Annotated in this window: 18 protein-coding genes and 2 pseudogenes; 6 read left to right on the forward strand and 14 right to left on the reverse strand. The window is 63.5% G+C overall.

The genetic code is table 11. The annotated features are described in order from the left end of the window. Positions 1–56 precede the first annotated feature (56 nt). The gene (locus tag MTX19_RS20925) at positions 57–1,124 is read left to right on the forward strand and encodes a GGDEF domain-containing protein (protein WP_280979101.1); all 1,068 of its coding nucleotides are present in this window, start codon (positions 57–59) and stop codon (positions 1,122–1,124) included. A gap of 579 nt (positions 1,125–1,703) precedes the next feature. Here MTX19_RS20925 and MTX19_RS20930 read toward each other — a convergent pair. The 10 genes and pseudogenes from MTX19_RS20930 to MTX19_RS20975 form a co-directional block, all read right to left on the reverse strand. After that, positions 1,704–2,090 (reverse strand): annotated as a pseudogene (locus tag MTX19_RS20930) (TfoX/Sxy family protein); the annotation flags it as partial. A gap of 86 nt (positions 2,091–2,176) precedes the next feature. After that, positions 2,177–2,566, reverse strand: coding sequence for an iron-sulfur cluster assembly accessory protein (locus MTX19_RS20935; RefSeq protein ID WP_280979102.1), 390 nt, complete (start codon positions 2,564–2,566; stop codon positions 2,177–2,179). 102 nt (positions 2,567–2,668) lie between these two features. Then, positions 2,669–3,082: a VOC family protein gene (locus MTX19_RS20940; RefSeq protein ID WP_280985445.1), complete on the reverse strand. Its 414-nt coding sequence runs from the start codon at positions 3,080–3,082 to the stop codon at positions 2,669–2,671. A 9-nt stretch (positions 3,083–3,091) separates the two neighbouring features. Next, the gene (locus MTX19_RS20945; RefSeq protein ID WP_280979103.1) at positions 3,092–3,463 is read right to left on the reverse strand and encodes an SUF system Fe-S cluster assembly protein; all 372 of its coding nucleotides are present in this window, start codon (positions 3,461–3,463) and stop codon (positions 3,092–3,094) included. After that, positions 3,460–4,707, reverse strand: coding sequence for a cysteine desulfurase (locus MTX19_RS20950; protein ID WP_280979104.1), 1,248 nt, complete (start codon positions 4,705–4,707; stop codon positions 3,460–3,462). The genes MTX19_RS20945 and MTX19_RS20950 overlap by 4 nt, the downstream gene beginning before the upstream one ends. After that, positions 4,704–6,026 (reverse strand): Fe-S cluster assembly protein SufD, encoded by a 1,323-nt coding sequence (gene sufD / locus MTX19_RS20955; protein ID WP_280979105.1) that lies wholly within the window; start codon positions 6,024–6,026, stop codon positions 4,704–4,706. Before sufD ends, MTX19_RS20950 begins: the two co-directional genes overlap by 4 nt. A 17-nt stretch (positions 6,027–6,043) precedes the next feature. Then, positions 6,044–6,799, reverse strand: coding sequence for a Fe-S cluster assembly ATPase SufC (sufC, locus tag MTX19_RS20960; protein WP_280979106.1), 756 nt, complete (start codon positions 6,797–6,799; stop codon positions 6,044–6,046). Between the two features lie 16 nt (positions 6,800–6,815). Continuing rightward, on the reverse strand, positions 6,816–7,028 hold the full coding sequence (locus MTX19_RS20965; protein ID WP_280979107.1) for a hypothetical protein: 213 nt from the start codon (positions 7,026–7,028) through the stop codon (positions 6,816–6,818). A 4-nt stretch (positions 7,029–7,032) separates the two neighbouring features. Continuing rightward, the gene (gene sufB / locus MTX19_RS20970; RefSeq protein WP_280979108.1) at positions 7,033–8,529 is read right to left on the reverse strand and encodes a Fe-S cluster assembly protein SufB; all 1,497 of its coding nucleotides are present in this window, start codon (positions 8,527–8,529) and stop codon (positions 7,033–7,035) included. 96 nt (positions 8,530–8,625) lie between these two features. Continuing rightward, positions 8,626–9,783: a cysteine desulfurase family protein gene (locus tag MTX19_RS20975; protein WP_280985446.1), complete on the reverse strand. Its 1,158-nt coding sequence runs from the start codon at positions 9,781–9,783 to the stop codon at positions 8,626–8,628. A gap of 337 nt (positions 9,784–10,120) precedes the next feature. On the opposite strand from MTX19_RS20975, the gene MTX19_RS20980 reads away from it, so the two are divergent. Next, positions 10,121–10,768 carry an alpha/beta hydrolase gene (locus MTX19_RS20980; protein WP_280971788.1) on the forward strand — a complete coding sequence of 216 codons (648 nt, stop codon included), beginning with the start codon at positions 10,121–10,123 and terminating at the stop codon, positions 10,766–10,768. A gap of 101 nt (positions 10,769–10,869) precedes the next feature. On the opposite strand, the gene MTX19_RS20985 is transcribed toward MTX19_RS20980, so the two are convergent. The 3 genes and pseudogenes from MTX19_RS20985 to MTX19_RS20995 form a co-directional block, all read right to left on the reverse strand. Further along, a complete protein-coding gene (locus tag MTX19_RS20985; RefSeq protein ID WP_280979111.1) occupies positions 10,870–11,199 on the reverse strand; it encodes a multidrug efflux SMR transporter in 330 nt (109 codons plus the stop codon). Between the two features lie 6 nt (positions 11,200–11,205). Next, a pseudogene (locus tag MTX19_RS20990) lies at positions 11,206–11,884 on the reverse strand (glutathione S-transferase family protein). An 86-nt stretch (positions 11,885–11,970) separates the two neighbouring features. Next, positions 11,971–13,074 carry an anhydro-N-acetylmuramic acid kinase gene (locus MTX19_RS20995; RefSeq protein WP_280979112.1) on the reverse strand — a complete coding sequence of 368 codons (1,104 nt, stop codon included), beginning with the start codon at positions 13,072–13,074 and terminating at the stop codon, positions 11,971–11,973. A 149-nt stretch (positions 13,075–13,223) separates the two neighbouring features. On the opposite strand from MTX19_RS20995, the gene tyrS reads away from it, so the two are divergent. The 3 genes from tyrS to MTX19_RS21010 all read left to right on the forward strand — a co-directional run bounded on the left by tyrS (position 13,224) and on the right by MTX19_RS21010 (position 16,963). Continuing rightward, positions 13,224–14,477: a tyrosine--tRNA ligase gene (gene tyrS / locus MTX19_RS21000; protein WP_280979113.1), complete on the forward strand. Its 1,254-nt coding sequence runs from the start codon at positions 13,224–13,226 to the stop codon at positions 14,475–14,477. 56 nt (positions 14,478–14,533) lie between these two features. Continuing rightward, complete coding sequence (locus tag MTX19_RS21005; protein ID WP_280979114.1) at positions 14,534–15,781, forward strand: MFS transporter; 1,248 nt, start codon at positions 14,534–14,536, stop codon at positions 15,779–15,781. A 585-nt stretch (positions 15,782–16,366) separates the two neighbouring features. Further along, positions 16,367–16,963, forward strand: coding sequence for a phasin family protein (locus tag MTX19_RS21010; protein WP_280979115.1), 597 nt, complete (start codon positions 16,367–16,369; stop codon positions 16,961–16,963). Between the two features lie 418 nt (positions 16,964–17,381). On the opposite strand, the gene MTX19_RS21015 is transcribed toward MTX19_RS21010, so the two are convergent. Next, the gene (locus MTX19_RS21015; protein ID WP_280985447.1) at positions 17,382–21,089 is read right to left on the reverse strand and encodes a DUF3971 domain-containing protein; all 3,708 of its coding nucleotides are present in this window, start codon (positions 21,087–21,089) and stop codon (positions 17,382–17,384) included. Between the two features lie 217 nt (positions 21,090–21,306). Between MTX19_RS21015 and MTX19_RS21020 the strand changes: the two genes are divergently transcribed. Beyond that, entirely contained in the window at positions 21,307–22,017 is a 711-nt protein-coding gene (locus MTX19_RS21020; RefSeq protein ID WP_280984847.1) for a peroxiredoxin, read from the forward strand. Positions 22,018–22,058 lie beyond the last annotated feature (41 nt).

Raw genomic sequence — 22,058 nt, forward strand, 5'->3', positions numbered from 1 at the left:
ATTTAGTCATTGCTGCTGGAAAATAACCGGCGCCACTCGCTATTGAGGACGTAACAGTGGTCAAACTGCTGGACGAACACGAACGCACATTGGCATTCGCCGAAGTCGCGCTTGGCCAGATCCGCTCCCTTCGTCAGACCGCAGTCCCCCGCAACTATGAAATCTGGTACGTCTACGCGACCGGATACAACGCCCCCCTCAACAAGATCATCAACGAGACGCTGGCGCGCAGTGGAACGCTCAGCGAAGCCGATCTTGAACAAATCTACGAAACCTACCTTTCGCACATCAAGACATCCGACCGCATCGACAAGGTCGGCGCCCGCGTCATCGGCGAGATCGACGACGTTATGAAGCTGATCACCGATGCGCTGGGCGTATCGGCGGCCTACGACGCAAGCCTGGCCGGCGCCAGCGACAGGCTCGCGACCGCAACGACGCGCGACCAGATCAAGGCCATCGTCGAGGGGCTGGTGAAATCGACTCGAGAGATGCGCGAGACCAATTTGGCGCTGGAAGCGCGGCTTGCTCTCTCCAGGTCCGAGATCAGCGATCTGCAGCACAGTCTCGAAGCGATCCGCGCCGAGAGCCTGACCGATCCGCTGACCGGCCTCGGTAACCGGAAGTATTTCGACCGCTCGATCGACATGGCGGTGCAGGCCGCGCTCGCCAGCAGCGAACCGTTGTCGCTCCTGATGTTCGACATCGACCACTTCAAGTCGTTCAACGACTCCTATGGTCACCTCACCGGCGACCAGGTGCTGCGGCTGGTCGCGCAATCGCTGAGGCAGACCATCAAGGGCCAGGACATCACAGCCCGCTACGGCGGCGAAGAATTCGCGGTGGTGCTGCCCAATACCGCGCTGCGCCAGGCGCTGACGGTCGCCGACCATATCCGGCGCGCGGTGATGGCCAAGGAATTGAAGAAGAAGTCCACCGGCGAGATCCTTGGCCGCGTCACCATTTCGGTCGGCGTCTCCATGCTGAAGCCGGGCGACGACACGGATTCCCTGATCGAGCGTGCCGATGCATGCCTCTATGCCGCCAAGCGCGCCGGCCGCAACCGCGTGGTCTGCGAAGCCGATCCGGAATACAGCGCCGAGACGCAGAACCGCGTGGCGTAGTCGCCTTTGCAGGGTGGGCAAAGGCGCGCAGCGCCGCGCCCACGATCTCTAGCGCGTGATGAGATTAGGTTGAGCTGGAGCAGCAACGGAGGTTCACCTCTCCCTTGGGAGAGGCATAGGCCGCCTTCGGCGGCCGTCCTTAAGAGAACGCCGAAGCGCTGCTTCGGCTATGGCGTAGCGCCGGGTGAGAGGTTACGGTCTCTCGCTAGAGCCACGGCCCCTCACCCGATTTGCTGCGCAAATCGACCTCTCCCCGTCGGGGAGAGGTGAAGCGAATACGTGGCCGAACCGATTCGATCCAAACTCATCTTGCTCTAGCGCGACCGAGTTGGTGGGCACGCTTCGCGTTGCCCACCCTGCGTTTCTCCACGTCATGCGAGCGAAGCGAAGCAATCCATCCAGCCGCATATGCGGAACAATCGATTGCTTCGTCGCTTCAGCGCAAAATTGCTTTGCAATTTTGTCGCGAGCTCCTCGCAATGACGGGGATGCATACGGCCTCTCAGGATGAGGACCTTTTCGTTGGCGCGCGTTCGTTGGCGCGCGCTTCTTCTTGGCCGAAGACCGCCTCGCGGCCGCCCTCTTCACCGCACCCTTTTTGGCGGCGGCCTTCTTTACAGGCGCCTTCCGTGTCCGTGGCCGCTTGCGGAGCGCGGCGCGCTGGGCGGCGGCGAGTGCCAACCGCGCCCACACTGCAAGCTCCTCGGAATCGTCGAACAGCCGCGCCGGCAACTGCCAATACGAATTGACCGTGACGGTCTTGGACCGCGTCTGGTACGAAAACGGCTTCGACCCTTCCGCCTCGAATTGCGGAATGGTTTCGTCGTCAGCGCGGAAGTAGAGCCCGGCGCGCAGCGCCAGCGCGAAATTGGTGCCGTCGGCGGAGATGCCATAGCCCGAGAACATTCGGCGCAGCGTGACCGGGCCGAAATCTGTGAACAGGTCAATCAGGAATTCGCGGTCCATATGCCGGCGCCCTTACCCCTTGCCCGATCATCCTCCGACGCCGCGCAAGGCATGGCTCCTCAGGCTAAGGCCGGAGGCGCGGAAAACTAGACCTTGGCTGGCTTGAGCTGCACCGACTCGCCGCAGCCGCAGGCCGAGACCTGGTTCGGGTTGTTGAAGACGAATTGAGCCTGCATCTTGTCGGCCACGTAGTCCATCTCGGTGCCGAGCAGGAACAACACAGCCTTCGGATCGACCAGGATCTTCACACCCTTGTCCTCGACCACTTCGTCGGTCGGGCGGATCTCGTGGGCGTATTCGACGGTGTAGGACTGCCCGGCGCAGCCACCGTTCTTGATGCCGACGCGAAGACCGACGATCTCGGAATCGGCGCGCTTGGCAAGTTCCGTGATCCGTTCGGCCGCGGCATCGGTCAGCTTCATGACCTGCGGGCGCGGCCGCGGCTTCGGCTTGGCGACTGGTGCGGTGGTATCCATTCTAGCGACTCTCCTTCGCCGCAGGGCGGCGACATCCTCCAACTCAAAAGTAACAACGAAATTCCGGCTGTGAAGGCCTCATATCCTAGAATTGGCTAGAACTTAGTAGATCGCCCATACGCCCGGCGTGACCAGTTCGAGCAGGTGATTGTCCGGATCGCGGAAGTAGATGCTTTTCCCCCCGCGCGGCCAATCAGTCCTAGCTTCGATCGCGACATCGTGCTCGCCAAGCCGCTTCTCCCAAGCCGGCAGCTCGTCCGCGGCAATTGCAAACGCCGCGTGAATCGGCCCGCTTCCGTCATGCGGCGGTATGGTGCCGCCAGGAAGATGGATCGCCTCCAGCGTCGCGCCACGACGAAACAGCAGAAGAACGTTGCGGCCGCCCACATCGAACGCGAGAAACCGCGAATCGCTCGTCAGCGGCTCAAGACCGAGCACATCCGCGTAGAATGCGCCCGCGCGGTCGAGATCATCGACGTAAAGTGCTGTTTCGATGACACCGGATAATTTTGGCAATGTAGCGCATCACCACATATTGAGAACGAGGCGCGCCTCGTCCGACATCCGATCCGGCGTCCAGGCCGGGTCCCACACCAGATTGACGTTGACGACGCCGACGCCGGGGACGCTCGCGACCGCGTTCTCCACCATCGTCGGCAGCTCGCCGGCAGCCGGGCAATTCGGCGTGGTCAGGGTCATCACGATGTCGACGGAGCGATCGTCCTTGAGGTCGACCTTGTAGATCAGGCCGAGCTCGTAGATGTCGGCCGGGATTTCCGGGTCGAACACCGTCTTCAGCGCGGCGATGATCTCGGCGCTCAGGCGCTCAGTCTCCTCCGCGGGCAGCGCGGAGCTGGTCTCGATGGTGGCCGGCTTGACTTCGGCTGTGTCGGTCATGCGAACAATTCCCGCGCCTTGATCAGCGCTTGCGCCAGATGGTCGACTTCTTCACGCGTATTATACATCCCGAACGACGCGCGGCAGGTGGCCGTGACGTTGAACCGCTCTAAAAGCGGCATCACGCAATGCGTGCCGGCGCGGACGGCAATGCCCTGCCGGTCGATCACGGTCGCCACATCGTGGGGATGTGCGCCTTTCATCTCGAACGAGATCACCGGGCCCTTGTTGCGGGCGGTGCCGATCAGGCGCAGCGAGTTGATCTCGCGCAGGCGCTCCTGCGCGTAGGTGAGCAGGCCGTGCTCATGCGCGGCGATCCGCTCCTTGCCGATCGAATTGACGTAGTCGATCGCAGCGCCAAGCCCGATCGCCTCGACTATCGGTGGCGTTCCGGCCTCGAACTTGTGCGGCGGATCGCCATAGGTGATCCAGTCCCTGGCGACTTCGCGGATCATCTCGCCGCCGCCGTTGAACGGCCGCATCGCCACCAAGTGCTCATGCTTGGCGTAGAGCACGCCGATGCCGGTCGGCCCGTAGACCTTGTGGCCGGTGAACGCATAGAAATCGCAATCGAGGTCCTGCACGTCAACCGGCAGGTGCACCGCGCCCTGGGCGCCGTCGACCAGCACCGGAATGCCGCGGGCATGGGCCAGCCGGACGACCTCTTTCACTGGCACCAAGGTGCCGAGCGCGTTCGACATTTGGGTGATTGCGACGATCCTGGTGCGCGGGGTCAGGAGCTTCTCGAACTCCTCGATCAGGAAATTGCCCTCATCGTCGACCGGCGCCCACTTGATGACAGCGCCATGGCGTTCCCGCAGGAAGTGCCAAGGCACAATGTTGGAGTGGTGCTCCATGATCGAGACGACGATCTCGTCGCCTTCCCCAATATTCGGCTCGCCCCAGGACGACGCCACGAGGTTAATCGCCTCGGTGACGTTGCGGGTGAAGACGATCTCCTCGTTGCGGCGTGCGTTGACGAACTTCGCGACCTTGCCGCGGGCGCCCTCATAGGCTTCTGTCGCGGCGTTGGCGAGGTAGTGCAGACCGCGATGCACGTTGGCATACTCAGTCTTGTAAGCCTCGGTCATGCGGTCGAGCACCGCATTCGGCTTCTGCGCCGAGGCGGCGTTGTCGAGATAGACCAGCGGCTTGCCATAGACCTGCATGGCCAGCGCCGGAAAATCCTGCCGCACGCGGGCGACGTCGTAAGCGCCGTTGGCCACTGCCGGATGCATCCTCACGCCCTCGCCTCGAGCCAACGCCGCGCGGTCGCGATCGCGATCTCGCGCAAGTCATCGTTGGCAATCGTCTCGATCGCCTCGCCGACGAACGCCTGGATCAGCAGCGCCTGCGCTTCCTTCTCCGGCAGGCCGCGGGCGCGCATGTAGAACAGCAGGCTCTCGTCGAGCGCGCCGGCGGTCGCGCCATGGCCGCAGGTGACGTCATCGGCGAAGATCTCGAGCTCCGGCTTGTTGTCGGCCTCCGCCTCGTCGGACAGCAGCAGCGCGCGGGTCATCATCTTGGCGTCGGTCTTCTGGGCATCGGGGCGAACGACGATGCGGCCCTGAAATACGGAGTGCGCACGGCCGTCGACGACGGCGCGGAAGACCTCGCGGCTCGCACAGTTCGGCACCGCATGGTCCAGGAATAGCGTGGTGTCGGCGTGCTGAGTGCCCTTGATCAGGTTGACGCCGTTGGTCTCGACCCTCGAGCCCTCGCCGGCGAACGCGATCGTGAGCTGGTAGCGGCTGACATGGCCGCCGCTGGTCATGCCGAATGTGTTGAAATGCGCGTGCGCGCCGAGCGACACGGTCGCCGAGGAGATGTTGAAGGCCTCGATGGCGTCTTCGACCAGGCGGATGTGATCGAGCCGCGTGTTGTCGCCGATCGCGACGACCAGCGCGTCGTAGGTCTGGTAGGCCTTGACGCCATCAGCGGCGAGATAGCTCTCCACCAACGTCGCACCGGTATCGCGGCCGAGCCGGAGCAGCGACCGCGTGAACATCGCGGCCGGGGTGGCGCCGGTCGCCACGTGGACAATGTGCAGTGGCTGCGACAGCACCGTGCCATCGGCGACGTCGATGACGACACCATCGGTCGCCATGGCGCCGTTCAGCGCGATCATCGGATTGGAATTGTCCGAGGCAAACGCCTGCGCCGAGAGCGCGCCGTCGCCGGCGTCGAGCACTTCGCGCAGCGGGCGGACGCTGAGCCCCTTTTCGAGATTGCCCAGATCGGACAGCGTCGGCGCGAAGGCGCCGTCGACCAGCACCAGACGGCACACGCCATCGATCGCCCGCGACTTCGCGGTCGCGGCGGCGCGATCGACCGCGGTGGCATCCGGCGCCGCCGCGAGCGGCAGCACCTCGCGCATCAGCGCGCGCAGATCGGTGTATTTCCAGTCCTCGATGCGGCGGTGCGGCAGGCCCAGGCGCTCATAGGCCTCGAACGCCTGGCGCCGCTGATCGGCGATCTTGCCCTTGCCCGGCAGACGGTCGCGCACGACGGCGAAAGCATCGCCCAGCGCGCGCCCGGTCTCGGTCTTTGCAACAACGTTCATCTGAAAACCCGTCCCTGTCAGGCGGCATCCTCGAATTGCGTGTAGCCGGACTCTTCCAGCTCCAGCGCCAGCTCCTTGCCGCCGCTCTTGACGACCCGGCCCTTCGACATCACGTGCACGAAGTCGGGCACGATGTAGTTGAGCAGCCGCTGATAGTGGGTGATCACCACCATCGCGCGCTCCGGCGAACGCAGGGCGTTGACGCCGTCAGCCGCGATCCGCAGCGCGTCGATGTCGAGGCCGGAATCCATTTCGTCGAGGATGCAGACGGCCGGCTCGAACAGCGCCATCTGCAGGATCTCATTGCGCTTCTTCTCGCCGCCGGAATAGCCGACATTGACGCCGCGCTTGAGCATGTCCTGCGGGACGTTCAAGGACTTGGCGACCTCGCGGACTTTCTTGAGGAAGGCCGGCGACGATATCTCCTCCTCGCCGCGCGCCTTGCGCTGCGCGTTCAGCGCGGCATGCAGGAAATTCCAGGTGGTCACGCCGGGAATCTCGACCGGATACTGGAACGCCAGGAACACGCCCTTCGCGGCACGCTCGTTCGGCTCCATCTCCAGCAGGTCCTCGCCCCTGAACAGGATTTGTCCGTCGGTGACCTCGTAACCCGGCTTGCCGGCGATGACGTGGCTCAGCGTCGACTTGCCGGAGCCGTTCGGCCCCATGATCGCGTGCACCTCGCCCGGATTCACCGTGAGCGAAAGCCCATGGAGAATCTCACGCTCCTCGACACGGACCTTCAGATCTTTCACTTCAAGCAACGCAGTCATTTTCATCCCTTCTGGCCTAAGCCGACCGCAAGGCGATCATAAAGAGGAGCCAGCCAAAAAATCCCATAGCTCCGAACCCGGCGGCAGATTTGCCGAATTCCATGACGTCATGCGACCCCAAAAACACGCCGATCAAAGCAACGAACGCTCCGGTGATCGCAATAAACGCAGTTATCGCAAACGGCCAAATCTGAAAGCCCAGGAGGATGTTCCGGACCGTCTGAATCATTGGCTTATCCGACGCTGCCCTCGAGCGAGATCGAGATCAGCTTCTGCGCTTCCACCGCGAACTCCATCGGCAGTTGCTGCAGAACGTCCTTCACGAAACCGTTGACCACGAGGCCGACGGCCTCCTCCTGCGAGAGTCCGCGCTGGATGCAGTAGAACAGCACGTCCTCGGAAATCTTCGAGGTGGTGGCCTCGTGCTCGAACGTCGCGGAGGAGTTCTTGGCCTCGACATATGGCACGGTGTGCGCGCCGCACTTGTCGCCGATCAGGAGCGAGTCGCAGGCGGTGTAGTTGCGCGCGCCGGTGGCTTTCCGGTGGGCGCTGACCAGGCCGCGATAGGTGTTCTGCGACTTGCCGGCGGCGATGCCCTTGGAGATGATCCGGCTCGACGTGTTCTTGCCGAGATGAATCATCTTGGTGCCAGAGTCGACCTGCTGGAAGCCGTTCGAGATCGCGATCGAGTAGAACTCGCCGCTCGAATTGTCGCCGCGCAGGATGCAGCTCGGATATTTCCAGGTGATCGCCGAACCGGTCTCCACCTGGGTCCAGGAGATCTTCGAATGCTTGCCGCGGCAGTCGCCACGCTTGGTGACGAAATTGTAGATGCCGCCCTTGCCTTCCGAATTGCCGGGGTACCAGTTCTGCACCGTCGAATACTTGATCTCGGCGTCGTCAAGCGCGACGAGCTCGACCACGGCGGCGTGAAGCTGGTTCTCGTCGCGCTGCGGCGCGGTGCAGCCTTCCAGATAGGAGACGTAGGAGCCCTTGTCCGCGATGATCAGCGTGCGCTCGAACTGGCCGGTATTGCGCTCGTTGATGCGGAAATAGGTCGACAGCTCCATCGGGCAGCGCACGCCCGGCGGCACGTAGACGAACGAGCCGTCGGAGAACACCGCCGAGTTCAGCGTCGCGAAGAAATTGTCGGAGGTCGGCACCACGCTGCCGAGATACTTCTGCACCAACTCGGGGTGCTCGCGGATCGCCTCCGAGATCGGCATGAAGATCACGCCAGCCTTCTTCAGCTCCACCTTGAACGTGGTGGCAACCGAGACCGAATCGAACACGGCGTCGACCGCGATCTTGCGGTTGGCCGACGGCTCGCCGCCGGGGGCGGGCTCGACGCCTTCGAGAATCGCGACCTCACGAAGCGGGATGCCCAGCTTCTCGTAGGTCTTGAGGATTTCCGGATCGATCTCGTCGATCGATGACAGCGCCTTCTTCGGCTTCGGCGCCGCGTAATAGTAGATGTCCTGGTAGTCGATCTTCGGATAGTCGACACGCGCCCAAGTCGGCTCGGTCATGGTCAGCCAGCGGCGGAACGCCTCCAGGCGCCATTCCAGCATCCAGGCCGGCTCGCCCTTTTTTGCGGAGATAAATCGGACGGTGTCTTCCGACAGCCCCTTGGGGGCCTTGTCGGACTCGATCAGTGTCTCGAACCCATATCGATACTGATCGACGTCGATGCGCCGGACGCGCTCGACCGTCTCTTGTACAGCAGGCATTTAATCCTCCGCTCGCGGTTTCAAGGACCGCGGTGGATCTCAGTTCCGAAAGTCTATTACGATGCTTTGGAGACGAAATCACCTGCTTAGAACAGTTCAAGCTGTGTTTCGTCGCTCCCCCTTAACTAGGGTATCGGCGAGCTTTCGCCAAGCCTTGAGCGTCAAATCCACGTCTGTCTCGTTGGTAGACCAGCCAAGACTGAGCCGCACCGCTCCCTGCGTGAGCCCTTGACGGTATCCCATTGCCGCCAAGACATGGGACGGCTGGACCTTGCCCGACGAGCACGCGGAACCCGACGATACGGCCACGCCCGAGAGATCGAACCCGATAACTGCGGTCTCGGCCCTCATCCCCGGCGCAGTGAACAGAACGGTATTTGGTAACCGCTTCACATCGTCAGAGAAGACCACCAGACCCGGAGTTTGCCGTAGTCCGTGCTCCAGGCGATCGCGCAGCCCTCGCACCCGTGCGGCATCGGCCTTCAACGCCGCCATCGCCGTCTTCGCGGCAGCGCCGAAACCGGAAATGCCCGCGACGTTCTCCGTTCCTGCCCGGCGCCCCAGTTCCTGGCCACCGCCGCGAAGCAGCGCTTCCAGCCCCTCCACGCCCTCGGCAAGGACCAGCGCGCCGACGCCCTTCGGTCCGCCGATCTTGTGCGCCGACAGCGACAGCAGGTCCGCCTGCGTCGAGGCAAGGTCGAACGGAATCTTTCCGAATGCCTGGATGGCGTCGACATGGAGGAGACCACCGGCCCGATGGACGATCTCGGCAACCTCAGCCACAGGCTGAATCGCGCCGGTCTCGTTGTTCGCGAGCATCACCGACACCAACGCGGTCGGACCCTCATTGAGCAGGCTACGCAGGCGGTCGAGATCGACGACGCCGGAGCGCGTGACGCCGATCGATCCGATTGCATTGGGCGCGAATCGTCCGCCCGCAAGCACCGAGGCGTGCTCGACAGCCGAGGCGAGCAGCCGCGTCACCGGCGCGCTCGTTCCGCGCCGAAGCCCCGGCATCAGCGCCAGCGCGTTGGCTTCCGTTCCGCCTGATGAAAACACGACGTCCTGTGGCCGGCCGCCGACGGCCTTTGCCACGGCGGCGCGGGCATCCTCGACAAGCCGGCGTGCCTTGCGGCCCTCGCTGTGCACCGACGACGGGTTGCCGCTCAACTCCCATGCCGCAGCCATCGCCGCCTTCGCCTCGGGGCGAAGCGGCGTGGTGGCATTCCAGTCGAAATATACGCGCTCGAACATCGACTTACGAGATTACCTTGAATGGCGAGCGGGGCCGTGTCCGCCGTGAGTCGCCACCCGGTTGCACCCTTCTTAGCGCAGGTGGGGACGGACAGCGTCCCGTACAATCACCATCCCAACGCGTGGGCCGGCTTCCGGATGCTCAAGATGCTTGCTTTTTGCCCTACGCCTCATGCTAGAAGCTGCCTCGAAAGTTAACCGAGCGCCGTCCGCCGCGCGAACGCCAGCGACGCCGATCACCCTTCGATGAGCTGCTTTATCCGGCAGAAGCCGATGGAGTCAGCCCATATTCGGTTGATGCGCACGGATCAATCGAGGGATCAAGCAAGAGATCACGATGCCTGAAGTCATTTTCACCGGCCCTGCTGGCCGCCTTGAAGGCCGCTACCATCCGGCCAAGCAGAAGAACGCGCCGATTGCGATGATCCTGCATCCGCATCCGCAGTTCCACGGCACGATGAACCACCAGATCGTCTACCAGTGCTACTACGCGTTCGCGCATCGCGGCTTCTCGGTGCTGCGTTTCAACTTTCGCGGCGTCGGCCGCAGCCAGGGCTCGTTCGATCACGGCACCGGCGAATTGTCTGATGCCGCAAGCGCGCTCGATTGGGCGCAGGCGATCAATCCGGAAGCGCGCGCCTGCTGGGTCGCGGGCTTCTCGTTCGGCGCCTGGATCGGCATGCAGCTCCTGATGCGGCGCCCGGAGGTCGAGGGCTTCATCTCGATCGCGCCGCCGGCCAATCTCTACGACTTCTCGTTCCTGGCGCCCTGCCCGTCGTCGGGCCTGATCGTGCACGGCGACAAGGATGCCGTGGTGCCCGCCAAGGACGTCAACACGCTGGTCGAGAAACTGAAGACGCAAAAGGGCATCGTGATCGATCAGCAGATCATCCCCGGCGCCAACCATTTCTTCGACGGCAAACTCGAGCCGCTGATGGAGACGGTGACCGGCTATCTCGACATGCGTCTCGCCAACGTACGCTAAGCCAAGACCGCTGACCTTGTAGCCCGGATGGAGCGCAGCGAAATCCGGGTCTGCTGCCGCGGATAGAGGTCCCCGGATTTCATCCAGGCTACGGATGTGGCTTATTCAGCCGCAAATTTCAGTGCGGCAATGCCGACCAGCACAAGCGCGATTCCCGCGATCTTCATCGGGTTCAGGGCCTCGTTGAACAGCAGCACGCCCATGCTCAGCGTGCCGACTGCGCCAATCCCGGTCCACACCGTGTAGGCAACACCGACCCCGAGCACCTGCAACGCGCGCCCGAGCAGGAACACGAACGCCGCGAGCAACACCAGCGAGACCAGGCTCCAGCCGAGCCGCGTGTAGCCCTCGGCATATTTCATCGAGATCGCCCAGCCGACATCGAGCAGACCCGCCGCGACTAGCGCGATCCACGCAACGGACTGCGACATGGCGTGTTACGCGGCAAGCTTCAACATGTGCGCATCGTGGCGCACCAGGAACGCGCGCAGCAGGTTCGGATAGTCAGGCGAAACGGCGCTCTGCACGCTCGGCCGCTGCGCCAGCGCCGCACGCCACGCCCGCACTTTCGGCGTATCGGCGAACACAGCGAGATCGGTCAGTCGGTCGAACACGTCGAAGTAACGGAAGATCGGCGCGAACACTGTATCCACCAGGCTGAAGTTCGGACCGGCGAAGAACGGGCCCGCGCCAAGGGCCGCCTCGACGCGCGCGAACTTCGCCGCAACCGTTTGCCGCTTGCTCTCGAACGTCGCGGCACCGGTGGCGGTCTCGAGTCCCCAGAGATCGCTCAGAATGGCCGAACCGAACTCCATCCAGGCGCGATGCTCGGCGCGAACCAGCGGATCCTGCGGATGCAGCTTGGCGCCGGCCTGCGTCTCCTCGATGTATTCGCAGATCACGTTGCTCTCGAACAGCGCGACCTCCTTACCGTCGTCGCCGGTGGACGACCAGCACCGGCACCTTGCCGAGCGGCGAGATCTTCAGGAACCAGTCCGGCTTATGCGCGAGATCGATGTCGATCCGCTCGAACGGCACGCCCTTCTCGAGCAGCGCGATCACCGCGCGTTGCACATAGGGACAGAGCTTGTGGCTGATCAGCTTCAGGGCGGCCATGGCGATACCTCACGTTCAATGCAGCTGCATCTACTAATTACATGCACCTGCATTAAATCGTCAAGGTCGATGCACCTGCATCTAAATCACGGCCGTGCGATTATGCCCCCGGTCATCGGGATCGGCACGCCAGTGGTGGCGGGATAGCTGAGCGGCAGGCCTTTGAGGCCGCGGGCGGCGAGGAAGCCGAAGGCCTGGGCCTCGATCGCGTCGGATGCCCAGCCGACCGTCTGGGCGGCGTCGACGGTCGCCGGCGCCAGCCGCTCCCGCAGCATCCGCAGCATCGTGTGGTTGGAGGCGCCCCCGCCCGATACAATCCAGCTCTTCGGCGGCTTCGGCAGCAGCGGCACGACGCGGGCGATGGCCGCCGCGGTGAAGGCGGTCAGCGTCGCGGCGCCGTCGGCAGGCGCCATCGCGCTCAGCTTGAGCTGGGCGAAGTCGTTGCGATCGAGCGACTTCGGCGGCGGAGCTGAGAAGAACGGCAGCTTCAGCGCCTGGGCGATCCAAGCCTCATCCGGCCTGCCCTGCGCGGCCAGCCGGCCTTCGGTATCGAACGGCTGATGCATCTCGCGGTACATGAAGTCGTCGAGCAACGCATTGCCCGGGCCGGTGTCGCAGGCGATCAGCGTATCCGTGCCGTCGATATAGGTGATGTTCGACACGCCACCGATATTGACCACCACGACCGGCCCTTCGCGGTTCAGCGATTGCGCCAGCGCGCGGTGATAGACCGGCACGAACGGTGCGCCCTGCCCGCCGGCCTCGACGTCGGCGGCGCGGAAATCATGCATCACCGGGATATGGATCGCCTTGGCCAGCGCCGCGGCGTCGCCGATCTGCACCGTCAGCTTCCGCTCAGGGCGGTGCAGCACGGTCTGCCCGTGGAACCCGACGATATCGATGTCCTGGCAGGAGATCCGGTGCTGCGCGGAGAAGGTCGCAACCGCCTCGGCATGGGCAATGGTGACGGCCTGTTCGGCCTGCCGCAGGACCCCCGGCCGGGCGTCGCGCTGCGGCAGATGAACGGCTTCCGTCAGCGCCTGCCGGAGCAGGCTGCGCTCGCTCTCCGTATAGGGCCGATAGCCTGAAGGACCGAAGGCCCGGACCTGCCGGCCGTCGGTCTCGATCAACGCCACATCAACGCCGTCGAGCGAGGTACCGCTCATCAGACCGAGTGCCGTCAGCATCATCTTGGTCGCGCCCTAGCCGGAACCCCGGCTTGTCTCAAACAAGTACATCCTATAATGCCACAGCGCATCCGCCTGCGGCAGCTTGAGCACCAAGGTTCCGCAAATTGATGCAAAAACCGTAAAACACGAATGCTCTGAGTCGCAGACAAATGACTGCATTTAAATCGGATTTCCTGAATACTTTACAGGAACGCGGCTTCATCCACCAATGCTCCGATTTCGAGGGCCTGGACGCGCTTGCCGCGAAGGGCCAGGCGACCGCCTATGTCGGCTATGACTGCACCGCGCCGTCGCTGCACATCGGCAACTTCCTCACCATGATGATGCTGTACTGGCTGCAGCAGAGCGGCAACAAGCCGATCACCCTGATGGGCGGCGGCACTACCATGGTCGGCGACCCCTCCGGCAAGGACGAGACGCGCGCAATGCGGACGATCGCGGAGATCGAAGCCAACAAGGCGTCGATCCGCGGCGTGTTCGCCAAGGTGCTGCGCTACGGCGACGGGCAATCGGACGCGATCATGCTCGACAACGCCGAGTGGCTGACCAAGCTGAATTGGATCGAGATGCTGCGCGACATCGGCCGTCACTTCTCGGTCAACCGCATGCTGACCATGGACTCGGTGCGGCTCCGGCTCGAGCGCGAGCAGGAGATGAGCTTCATCGAATTCAACTACATGGTCTGCCAGGCCTACGATTTTGTCGAACTGTCGCGCCGCGTCGGTTGCCGGCTGCAGATGGGCGGCTCCGACCAGTGGGGCAACATCGTCAACGGCGTCGATCTCGGCCGCCGCATGGGCACGCCGCAACTGTTCGCGCTGACCACGCCGCTGCTCACCACCGCCTCCGGCGACAAGATGGGCAAGACGGCCAAGGGCGCGGTGTGGCTGAATGCCGATCAGTTCTCGCCTTACGACTTCTGGCAATACTGGCGCAATGTCGAGGACGCCGACGTCATCAAGTTCCTCAAGCTGTTCACGATCCTGCCGATGAGCGAGATCAACAAGCTTGCGGCGTTGCAAGGCGGCGAGATCAACGAGGCGAAGAAGGTGCTGGCAACGGAAGCCACCGCCCTGCTCCACGGCCGCGACGCGGCGAACGAGGCCGCCGAGACCGCGCGGCGTACCTTCGAAGAAGGCGCGCTCGCCGAGACGCTGCCGACGGTGGAAATTCCGCACAGCGAATTTGCCGCCGGGTTCGGCGTTCTCGCGGCGTTCGTGAAGGCCGAGCTTGTCACGTCGAACGGGGAAGCACGGCGCCAGATCAAGGGCGGCGGATTGCGCGTCAATGATGTTGCCGTCACCGACGAGAAGATGCTGCTGACGAGCGGAAGCCTCACGCCGGAGGGCGTCGTCAAGCTCTCGCTCGGCAAGAAGCGGCACGTCCTGCTCAAGCCTGCATAGGCGCATTCGCATTTGTCGGTTGTAGGGAGCACCGAAAGCGCGCTCCCTGCTTTCCGATGGACCAGACCACGAACCCGAACGGCACACTCGCAGCGCCGCCGAAACAGCCACGCGTCGCGTTGAACGTGCTGGCGCTCTGTTTCGTGCTGTCGGTGCTCGGCCGCGGCCTGAGCGACAGCTTCACCGTGTTCCTGAAACCGATCTCGGAAAACTTCGGCTGGGATCGCGCGCAAGTCGTCTCGGTCTATTCGCTGACCTGGCTCGCCAGCGGTTTGACCGCACCGCTGGTCGGCCGCCTGTTCGATCGCTCGGGTCCCCGCGTGGTTTATTCGCTCGGGATGTTGCTGCTCGGTTGCGCGTTCCTGGTTGCGGCGCATGCGCAAGCCCTCTGGCAATTCCAGCTCAGCGTCGGCCTCTGCGTCGGATTCGGCACCGCGTTGATCGGCAACGTGTCGAACTCGATCCTGCTCGGCCGTTGGTTCGGGCCTCGGCTTCCGACCGCGATGGCGGTGATGTACTCGGCGACCGGCGCCGGCTTGCTGGTGCTGCTCCCGCTCTCGCAGGTCCTGATCGACCGGATCGGCTGGCGCAGCGCCTATGACGTGTTCGGCACCACAGCGCTTTGCCTGCTCATACCGCTATTGCTGCTGCCATGGCGGCGGCTGGCGCGCGGTTCGCCGCATGTCGTCAGGAAAGCCCAGTCAGGCTTGGCCGACGAGGGCTGGACGCTGCTCAGCGCGATGCGTTACCATGCTTTCTGGGCGTTGTTCTCCACCTTCTTCTTCACCGCGGTCGCGATGTACGCGCTCACGGCGCAGATCGTCGCCTACCTGATCGATGTCGGCTTTCCGCCGCTGCAGGCAGCAACCGCTTGGGGCTTCAGCGGCGTTGCGCTGTTCGTCGGCATGCTCGGCGTCTCAACGCTCGACGGCATCATCGGCCGCCGGCCGTCGGTCCTGTTCAGCTACGGCGTCTCGATCGTCGGCATCATCCTGCTCTGGCTATTGCAGTGGTATCCAAACTACTGGCTGTTGACCGGCTTCGTAATCTGCTTCGGCAGCATGATCGGCTCGCGCGGCCCCCTGATCACCGCGACCGCGCTGAAGATCTTCCGCGGCGAGCGCGTCGGCACGATCTACGGCACGATCATGATCGGCAGCGGCCTCGGCTCGGGACTCGGCTCATGGAGCGGCGGCCTGATCCATGACTGGACCCACAGTTACAACCCGCTGATCGTATTTGCGCTGGTCAACGTGGTGCTCGGCTTGATCCCATTCCTGGTAGTGCCGGCGCTGCGGCGCTGAATTCTCAAGCGGGATGGGGTTAGGTTGAATCGATTTGGGATCCCCAAATCACCGTGTTTCTGATTCACTATGTTGGCTGGACACGACGGTCGTTTAACCGAGGGACGCCACGCAGCTTGTTGGGCAGCATCGGGTTTATGGCATAGCGCAGATTTGAGCCTCCAGTTTGGAAGTTTGAATCATGAGCGTCCCGGCGAAACGCAGCGCCCCTGGCTAGGCCCGGTTCGGCGCTTACAGGGCAGAAGGGGACATCAACCAGCTGACGGCCTCCGCTGAACTCGTCGAAAAGACCCAAAGGCGACTATGCGCTTCCACGTCCCTACGTGAACATCGGCACAAATGGTCATATGGGACAGGTCCGCTGCCTCGTATCTCAGCGGGGTGTTTGCTAGAATATCTTGAGTTGCGGTTCTCACTTTGGAACCACCGCGACCGCTAAACGATGGCACTTCAGCACTCGTTCCTGCTCGAGAACCCGAAGCATTCGTTAAAGGCGAATTGTTAAGGAACGGGCTAAAGCGAGCACGTTGCTTGCTAAAAGAATCGCATCGATCGCCAACAACCAACATCGATGGAGCAACCAAAATGGCCAATCCGCGCCAAGAGGAGAAGTCTATCCCAAACGTTGAGCAAACGATCCAGCGTACCGGCGAGAGAACCAGTGAGCAAACGAGGCGCATCGGATTAGCTGCGGCCCAGGCCAGCGAGGAAGTCGCCAAAGCCAGCGCCGGTCTGCTGCAACAGAACGCCGAGATGCTGCAGAATGGCTGGCGCTTCGGCATGGAGATGACAACGGCGATATTGGGGCGCTCCACTGACCAACTTGGTCGGGCTTTCGGTCTGACGGGAGACGAGGCGCAGCAGGCAACCGAACGATCGGCGCGCAATGCTGAGACCATCCTGTACTCTGCCACGGCTGTCACCAAAGGACTGGATGGAGTCGCTCGAGAGTATCGTGACTTTCTTCGCCAGCAGGTTGAAAGGAACATGGATCGCATGACCGAACTCATGCGCTGCCGCACGCCTCATGACGTCGCAGCCGTGCACAGTGATCTAGTGCGCGATACGATCAGCAGTGCACTTGAGAGCAGTCGTCGGATGGCGGACGTATCGCTCAAGGTCGCCGACGAAGCTGGCAAGCATATAAGCCAGACCATCGAACGCATGGAGCGTGCAGCCTAGCTTTACAATCTGCGACGCTGGCACATGAGCGGCTGAGAATGCCGCTCATGTGTCGTTCATTTGCACTTGGAGTTAGCTTCCTGGAGGTCTCCTGCAATGCAGGTACTTCGATTTCACTGTCCGATCACTCGAAAAGAAATCCGGTGCATTGACTGCGAAGGTCAAGGGGAACAGGGCGAAGCCGCGCTCTATCAGGCCGTCGCCTGTCCTTCATGTTTGCGGCTGCACTTCGTCAACTCGTCGACAGGCGAACTGTTGAGCGATGATTAGTTCTGGTGAGCGTCTCGCGAGTCGCGCCCAAGAGCATGAAGAAATCAGGTTGAGCCGCAGCGGCGGCGGAAGTTCACCTCTCCCCAATGGGAAGAGGTGAACCGAATCCGGGGGCGAACCGATTCAATCCGAATTGATCCCACGCAAATTAGTTGTTGGTCGGCGGCAGGTCGTTCGGGTTGTTGTATTGCTTGAACTCGAAAATCTTGCGCGTCAATCCCGGCGCCAGCGCCGAGATCGGATTGACGCGCAGCACCGGTGCACTGGGCGTGCCGACCACCTCGTAGGTGACGCCGATCAGGCCTTCATTGCTGCCGGCACCGAGGAAGATCCCGAAGAACGGGATCTGGCCGAACATGTTGTTCAACCCGTACATCGGAATGAAGGTGCCGTTCATCCGCACCTGATTGCCGACATAGTCGATGCTGCCTTCGATGGTTGCGCCGATGCTCGGTCCCTTGACCACGCCGTCGCGGATCGTGAGCTGGCCGCTCTGGCGCGTGAACTCGGCGCGCAGCGCGGAGAACGCGATGCCGTTCTGAGTGCTGACCGGTCCGCCCGCGACCGCCCGGTCGAGCTGGGCCTCGCCCTTCACGGCGAAGTCGCGGATATTGAGCAGACCTTCCCGAGGGCCTGGCTCGGGCGTCGGCGGCTCCATCGCCAGCGTCAGCCGCCCGCCGACCACCTTCGAATAGGTGTCGATGAAGCGCAGGAACGCGCCGGCGTCGCTGGTCTGCAGATAGATCACCTCACGCCCCTGCTGACGGCCGCGCATATCGACGCTCACAGGCGTGTCACGCCCGACCTTGCCGCTCAGCGTGAACGCCCTGATGAAGCCGTTGCGGCGCGACATCTTGGCGTCGACGCTGCGCACCGCCTCGCCGTTGAAGCCCGCCACGGCGCCGAGCTTCACGTCGAAGTCGAAATCGATGTTCTTGGTCCTGCTCTTGGCATCGGACTCGCGACCAGAAATCGCCGACCTCAGGAAGCCGCGTCCGTCGAACACGTCGCCGCGCATCGTCACCTTCAGCACGCCGTCGGGCCCGCGATCAGCCCTGAGCGACGTCTTGTCGCCTTCGGAGGGCGCGTAGGTCGGGAAGTTCGCGTTCATGAGGTCGCCGTTCTGGTCGACCTCGAGCGAGCCCTTGATCGAGACGCCGCTGCCCTCAACCACGATATCCTCGAACCGCGTCGACTGCCCTTTCGGCACCACGTTGAAAGTCGCCTTGCCCGCTCTGCCCGATGCCTTGACCCAGCCCGGCAGGACGTTGTCGAGCTTCAGCTGGGTCAGGTCGGCCTCGACGCCCAACTTGGTGCTGTTGTCGCCGCTGCCGATCTTGCCGGTCAGCTTGATCGGGATCGCACCCGAGACCGCCGTACCGAGATCCAACCCGAGCCGCGCACGGCTGGCGTCATCCAGCGACGCCTGCAGCTTGACGTCGGCATCGCCTTCGGCCGGCTTGCGATAGTCGAGCGACGCCGCCTGCCCGTTGATCTTGACGTCGCCCTTGACCTGGTAGCCGGCGTTGCTGGCGATCACCTTCAGCGCGTTGGCCTCGAGCTTCTGGTTCATCACCAGCTTGTCGACCGCAACGCCGGTGACGTCGGCGGTGACCGAATAGACCGTGTCGGCCTTGGTCAGCTCGCCCTTCACGGGCATGCCGAGGTTGATCGTGGCCGTGACGTTGCCCTTGCTGGCGTTGGGATCGATCGGCGGACCGGACAGATCGCTGAGCCGGTCGGAGGCGAGGATTTCGGCGGCGGCCGGCACCGGACAATCAACCCGGAACTTGACCTTCGACGGCGAGGGTTTCGGCGCCATGTCGGGCACCTCGAAGGTGAAATCCGACAGCGTGATCTTGCGGCCCGCCGGCGTGTCGGCGATGCCCTGGCCGATCCACACCGTCGCGGTGCGGCCGGTCACCCTTGCCTTCAGATCCGCGTCGTGCACCGAGGGCATCCCATCGACCGGGTGCACCGCGACGCCCGAGGCGACAATGTTCACCGAGAGACCGTCATCCGGGATCGGCGGCCCCTTGCGGGACAGGTTGTGCACCGGCGAGTTGACGCCGACATCGATGCGCTGGAGCGTGCCGCGCTCGATGCGCTCGATCACCCATTGGCGCACCTCGGGCACGATGATGGTCGGCCACACCCGCTTCAAGGCGATCGCCGACATCGGCGTACCGGCAAAACCGAGTTGCAGCCGCGGCTCGCCGGAATAGTCGATGCTGCCGGTGCCGGCCACCCCGATCTCGCCATTGGAGATGTCGGCCTGGGTCAGCAGCACGCGCTTCCTGTCGGTGTCGAACCGGAAGCCGATGTTGATACGGTTGAAGATCAGCGGCGGCTCATTGGGGTCGATGCCGGCCAGCACGATGGTGCCGCCCGACAGCCCCGCCTGCCAGTCGGTGACGTTGTCGTTCGGCGGTTCCAGGTGACCGAGCAGCGTGATCCGGTTGGCACCCGAGATGATCTTGATCGGCGCCAGCAGCACGCGCCGTCCCGAATCCCATTCGACGCTCATGTCGGCCGAATCGATCGCCATCGGGTAGTCGGGCGTGTCGGTGTCGATGATGTTGCCGGCGCCGACGTTGATCCTGCCGCGGAAATAGGTCGGCAGACCGTCGCGGCCGAGCTCGCCCTTCAATTCACCCGATATCGGCAGGTCGGCGGTATAGGTGAGGTCCTTGGTCCTGAGCGCCAGCAGGATATTAGCGGCCGAGACATTGTCAGCTTTGATGTCGACCGAGCGCACACCGTCGACCTGCGGCCCGACCACCACGCGCATCGCCCAAGGCTTCGCGCCCTCCTCCCCGAATCTCAGCGCCACGCCTCCCTCGCTCGGGCGTCGCAGGCTCAGACTGATGTTCTCAAAGCTGAATTTGTTGCCGCGCTGCTGGTCGTCGACGACCAAATTCCCGTTCTTCAGGCCGATCTCGTTGAGGTTCTGGCCGTCGAGGCCGGTCAGGCTGAGGCTGTCGAGCCAATCGAGACCGGCGAGCAGGCCGCTCTGCGCGGATGACGGCGAATCGGACGAGGCCGCCGCGGTATCGGGCGCTGCCGGCGGCGGGGGTACCGCAGGTACCGCGGGTGTCGGACGCGGGAATGTCGGCGGGATCCCCGCCTCCTTCTTGGAGGCGACGCCGGTGGCGAGCGGCTTTGCGGTGTCGCCGGCCGAGACCGTCACATAGCCGTCCGGGGTGATGCGCACCGACAGTTCGGCATCGACCAGGTTGAGGCTTTCCGCGCGCAATTGCCCGAGCAGCAGCGCCGTGCCCGACAGCCGCACCTCGGCCTTCGGCGCGCTCGCCACGATGGCGTGGTCGCGATCGCGGACGATGATGTCGCGGATGCGCACCGCGATCCTGACCCGACCGGCGCGCTCGATCTGCGTTCCGCCGACCTCGACGGTGTTGCCGTGGCCGATATTCTCTTCGATCGCGGCGGCGAGCCAAGGCGTCGCGATGTCGAGGTTGATCGGCCCGGCGCCGAGCCGCCACCACAGCGCGCCGAAACAGGTCGCGAAAATCACCACGAGCACGCCGAGCACCAGCCCGATGCGCCGCACCCAACGCTCGCTGTTCAGCCAGCGCTGCAGGCGTGTGCAGGAGTCGGTGAAGCGGTGCAGATTGGTGTTGGAACGCGCCAGCAATTGCCGCGCACGGTGGCCCGCCGCCTCATCCTGCTCGTCCCACGCGACCTGATCTTCCCATTGCGAGAACTCAGCCTCGGCGCGCGGATTTGGCCCCTGCGGCGACGTATTCCTTGCCATTGCCTCTCGGTGCTGGCGGTGATGTCGATCGCCGTCATCGCAGCGCCCGTCAATTCGTATCGAGCGCTCCTGTGCCGGCATCGCTGCCTATCCTCGACTAATAAAGTTGCTCGCTGACGGACCTAAGAACCCAATCAAAAGCCGATTCGACGAGCGGACGGGTGATGCGTCGATTTCCTTGTAACCATACTCCGAGGCCATCAAACTTGCCCAGCGACGGGCTGCGAATCCGGTCGCTGCGAATGAGACCCGCAATACCCCAATGGTTGAGCCGCGGAAAGCGACGAAAGGAAGGCGTATGTCCAAGAAAACGCGCAAGAAATCCTCCAACACAACCGGAAGGCGGGCAGCAACCAAGGTTGCCCGCGCCGCACGCACAAGTACGGGGACGTCTGCTGCGAAAACCTGCACGGCGGATGCCAAGACCAAGGGCAAGACTGCCGCGGCGGTTCGGAGCAAAGCCTCGCACAAGGCCGACTCGAAACCGTTAAAGTCGAAGCCGGTCGCCGCCGCGACAAAAGCTCCCGGGGTGACAACTCCCGGGGCGATTCTTGCCGAAGGCGCCAAAGCGCCGGCCTTCAAGCTGCCGCGCGATGGCGGCGGCAGCGTCGCGCTGAAGGATTTCACCGGCAAGAAGCTGGTGCTGTTCTTCTACCCCCGCGCCGACACCCCCGGCTGCACCCGGGAGGCGATCGACTTCACCCGGCTAAGCGGCGCCTTCGCAGACGCGGGTACCGTCGTGCTCGGCATTTCCGCCGACACCGTTAAGGCCCAGGAGTCATTTCGAAACAAACACCAGCTATCCGTCCCGCTCGTCTCCGACGAGCAGCACCAGATGCTGGAGGCCTATGGCGCCTGGGGCGAAAAATCCATGTACGGCAGGACCTTCATGGGAATTATTCGCACGACAGTTCTGGTCGATTCGAACGGAAAGGTCGCCCGGATCTGGCGCAATGTGAAGGTCGACGGCCATGCCGATCAGGTGCTGGAGGCCGCAAGGGCGCTCTGATGGCCGGGGCTCCGTTTCCCGAAAATTAACCATAGGAGGCT

The sequence above is a fragment of the Bradyrhizobium sp. ISRA464 genome, assembly GCF_029910095.1.
In the GTDB taxonomy this organism is placed as follows: Bacteria; Pseudomonadota; Alphaproteobacteria; order Rhizobiales; family Xanthobacteraceae; genus Bradyrhizobium.

Bases quoted from the DNA above. Each gene is read 5' to 3' on its own strand.
- MTX19_RS20980 (WP_280971788.1), top strand. From the start codon at position 10,121: ATGCCTGAAGTCATTTTCACCGGCCCTGCTGGCCGCCTTGAAGGCCGC.
- sufD (WP_280979105.1), bottom strand. From the start codon at position 6,026: ATGAACGTTGTTGCAAAGACCGAGACCGGGCGCGCGCTGGGCGATGCT.
- MTX19_RS21005 (WP_280979114.1), top strand. From the start codon at position 14,534: ATGGACCAGACCACGAACCCGAACGGCACACTCGCAGCGCCGCCGAAA.
- MTX19_RS20945 (WP_280979103.1), bottom strand. From the start codon at position 3,463: ATGACCGACACAGCCGAAGTCAAGCCGGCCACCATCGAGACCAGCTCC.
- MTX19_RS21015 (WP_280985447.1), bottom strand. From the start codon at position 21,089: ATGCCGGCACAGGAGCGCTCGATACGAATTGACGGGCGCTGCGATGAC.
- sufB (WP_280979108.1), bottom strand. From the start codon at position 8,529: ATGCCTGCTGTACAAGAGACGGTCGAGCGCGTCCGGCGCATCGACGTC.
- MTX19_RS20935 (WP_280979102.1), bottom strand. From the start codon at position 2,566: ATGGATACCACCGCACCAGTCGCCAAGCCGAAGCCGCGGCCGCGCCCG.
- MTX19_RS20985 (WP_280979111.1), bottom strand. From the start codon at position 11,199: ATGTCGCAGTCCGTTGCGTGGATCGCGCTAGTCGCGGCGGGTCTGCTC.
- MTX19_RS20965 (WP_280979107.1), bottom strand. From the start codon at position 7,028: ATGATTCAGACGGTCCGGAACATCCTCCTGGGCTTTCAGATTTGGCCG.
- MTX19_RS20995 (WP_280979112.1), bottom strand. From the start codon at position 13,074: ATGATGCTGACGGCACTCGGTCTGATGAGCGGTACCTCGCTCGACGGC.
- tyrS (WP_280979113.1), top strand. From the start codon at position 13,224: ATGACTGCATTTAAATCGGATTTCCTGAATACTTTACAGGAACGCGGC.
- MTX19_RS21010 (WP_280979115.1), top strand. From the start codon at position 16,367: ATGGCCAATCCGCGCCAAGAGGAGAAGTCTATCCCAAACGTTGAGCAA.
- MTX19_RS21020 (WP_280984847.1), top strand. From the start codon at position 21,307: ATGTCCAAGAAAACGCGCAAGAAATCCTCCAACACAACCGGAAGGCGG.
- MTX19_RS20975 (WP_280985446.1), bottom strand. From the start codon at position 9,783: ATGTTCGAGCGCGTATATTTCGACTGGAATGCCACCACGCCGCTTCGC.
- sufC (WP_280979106.1), bottom strand. From the start codon at position 6,799: ATGACTGCGTTGCTTGAAGTGAAAGATCTGAAGGTCCGTGTCGAGGAG.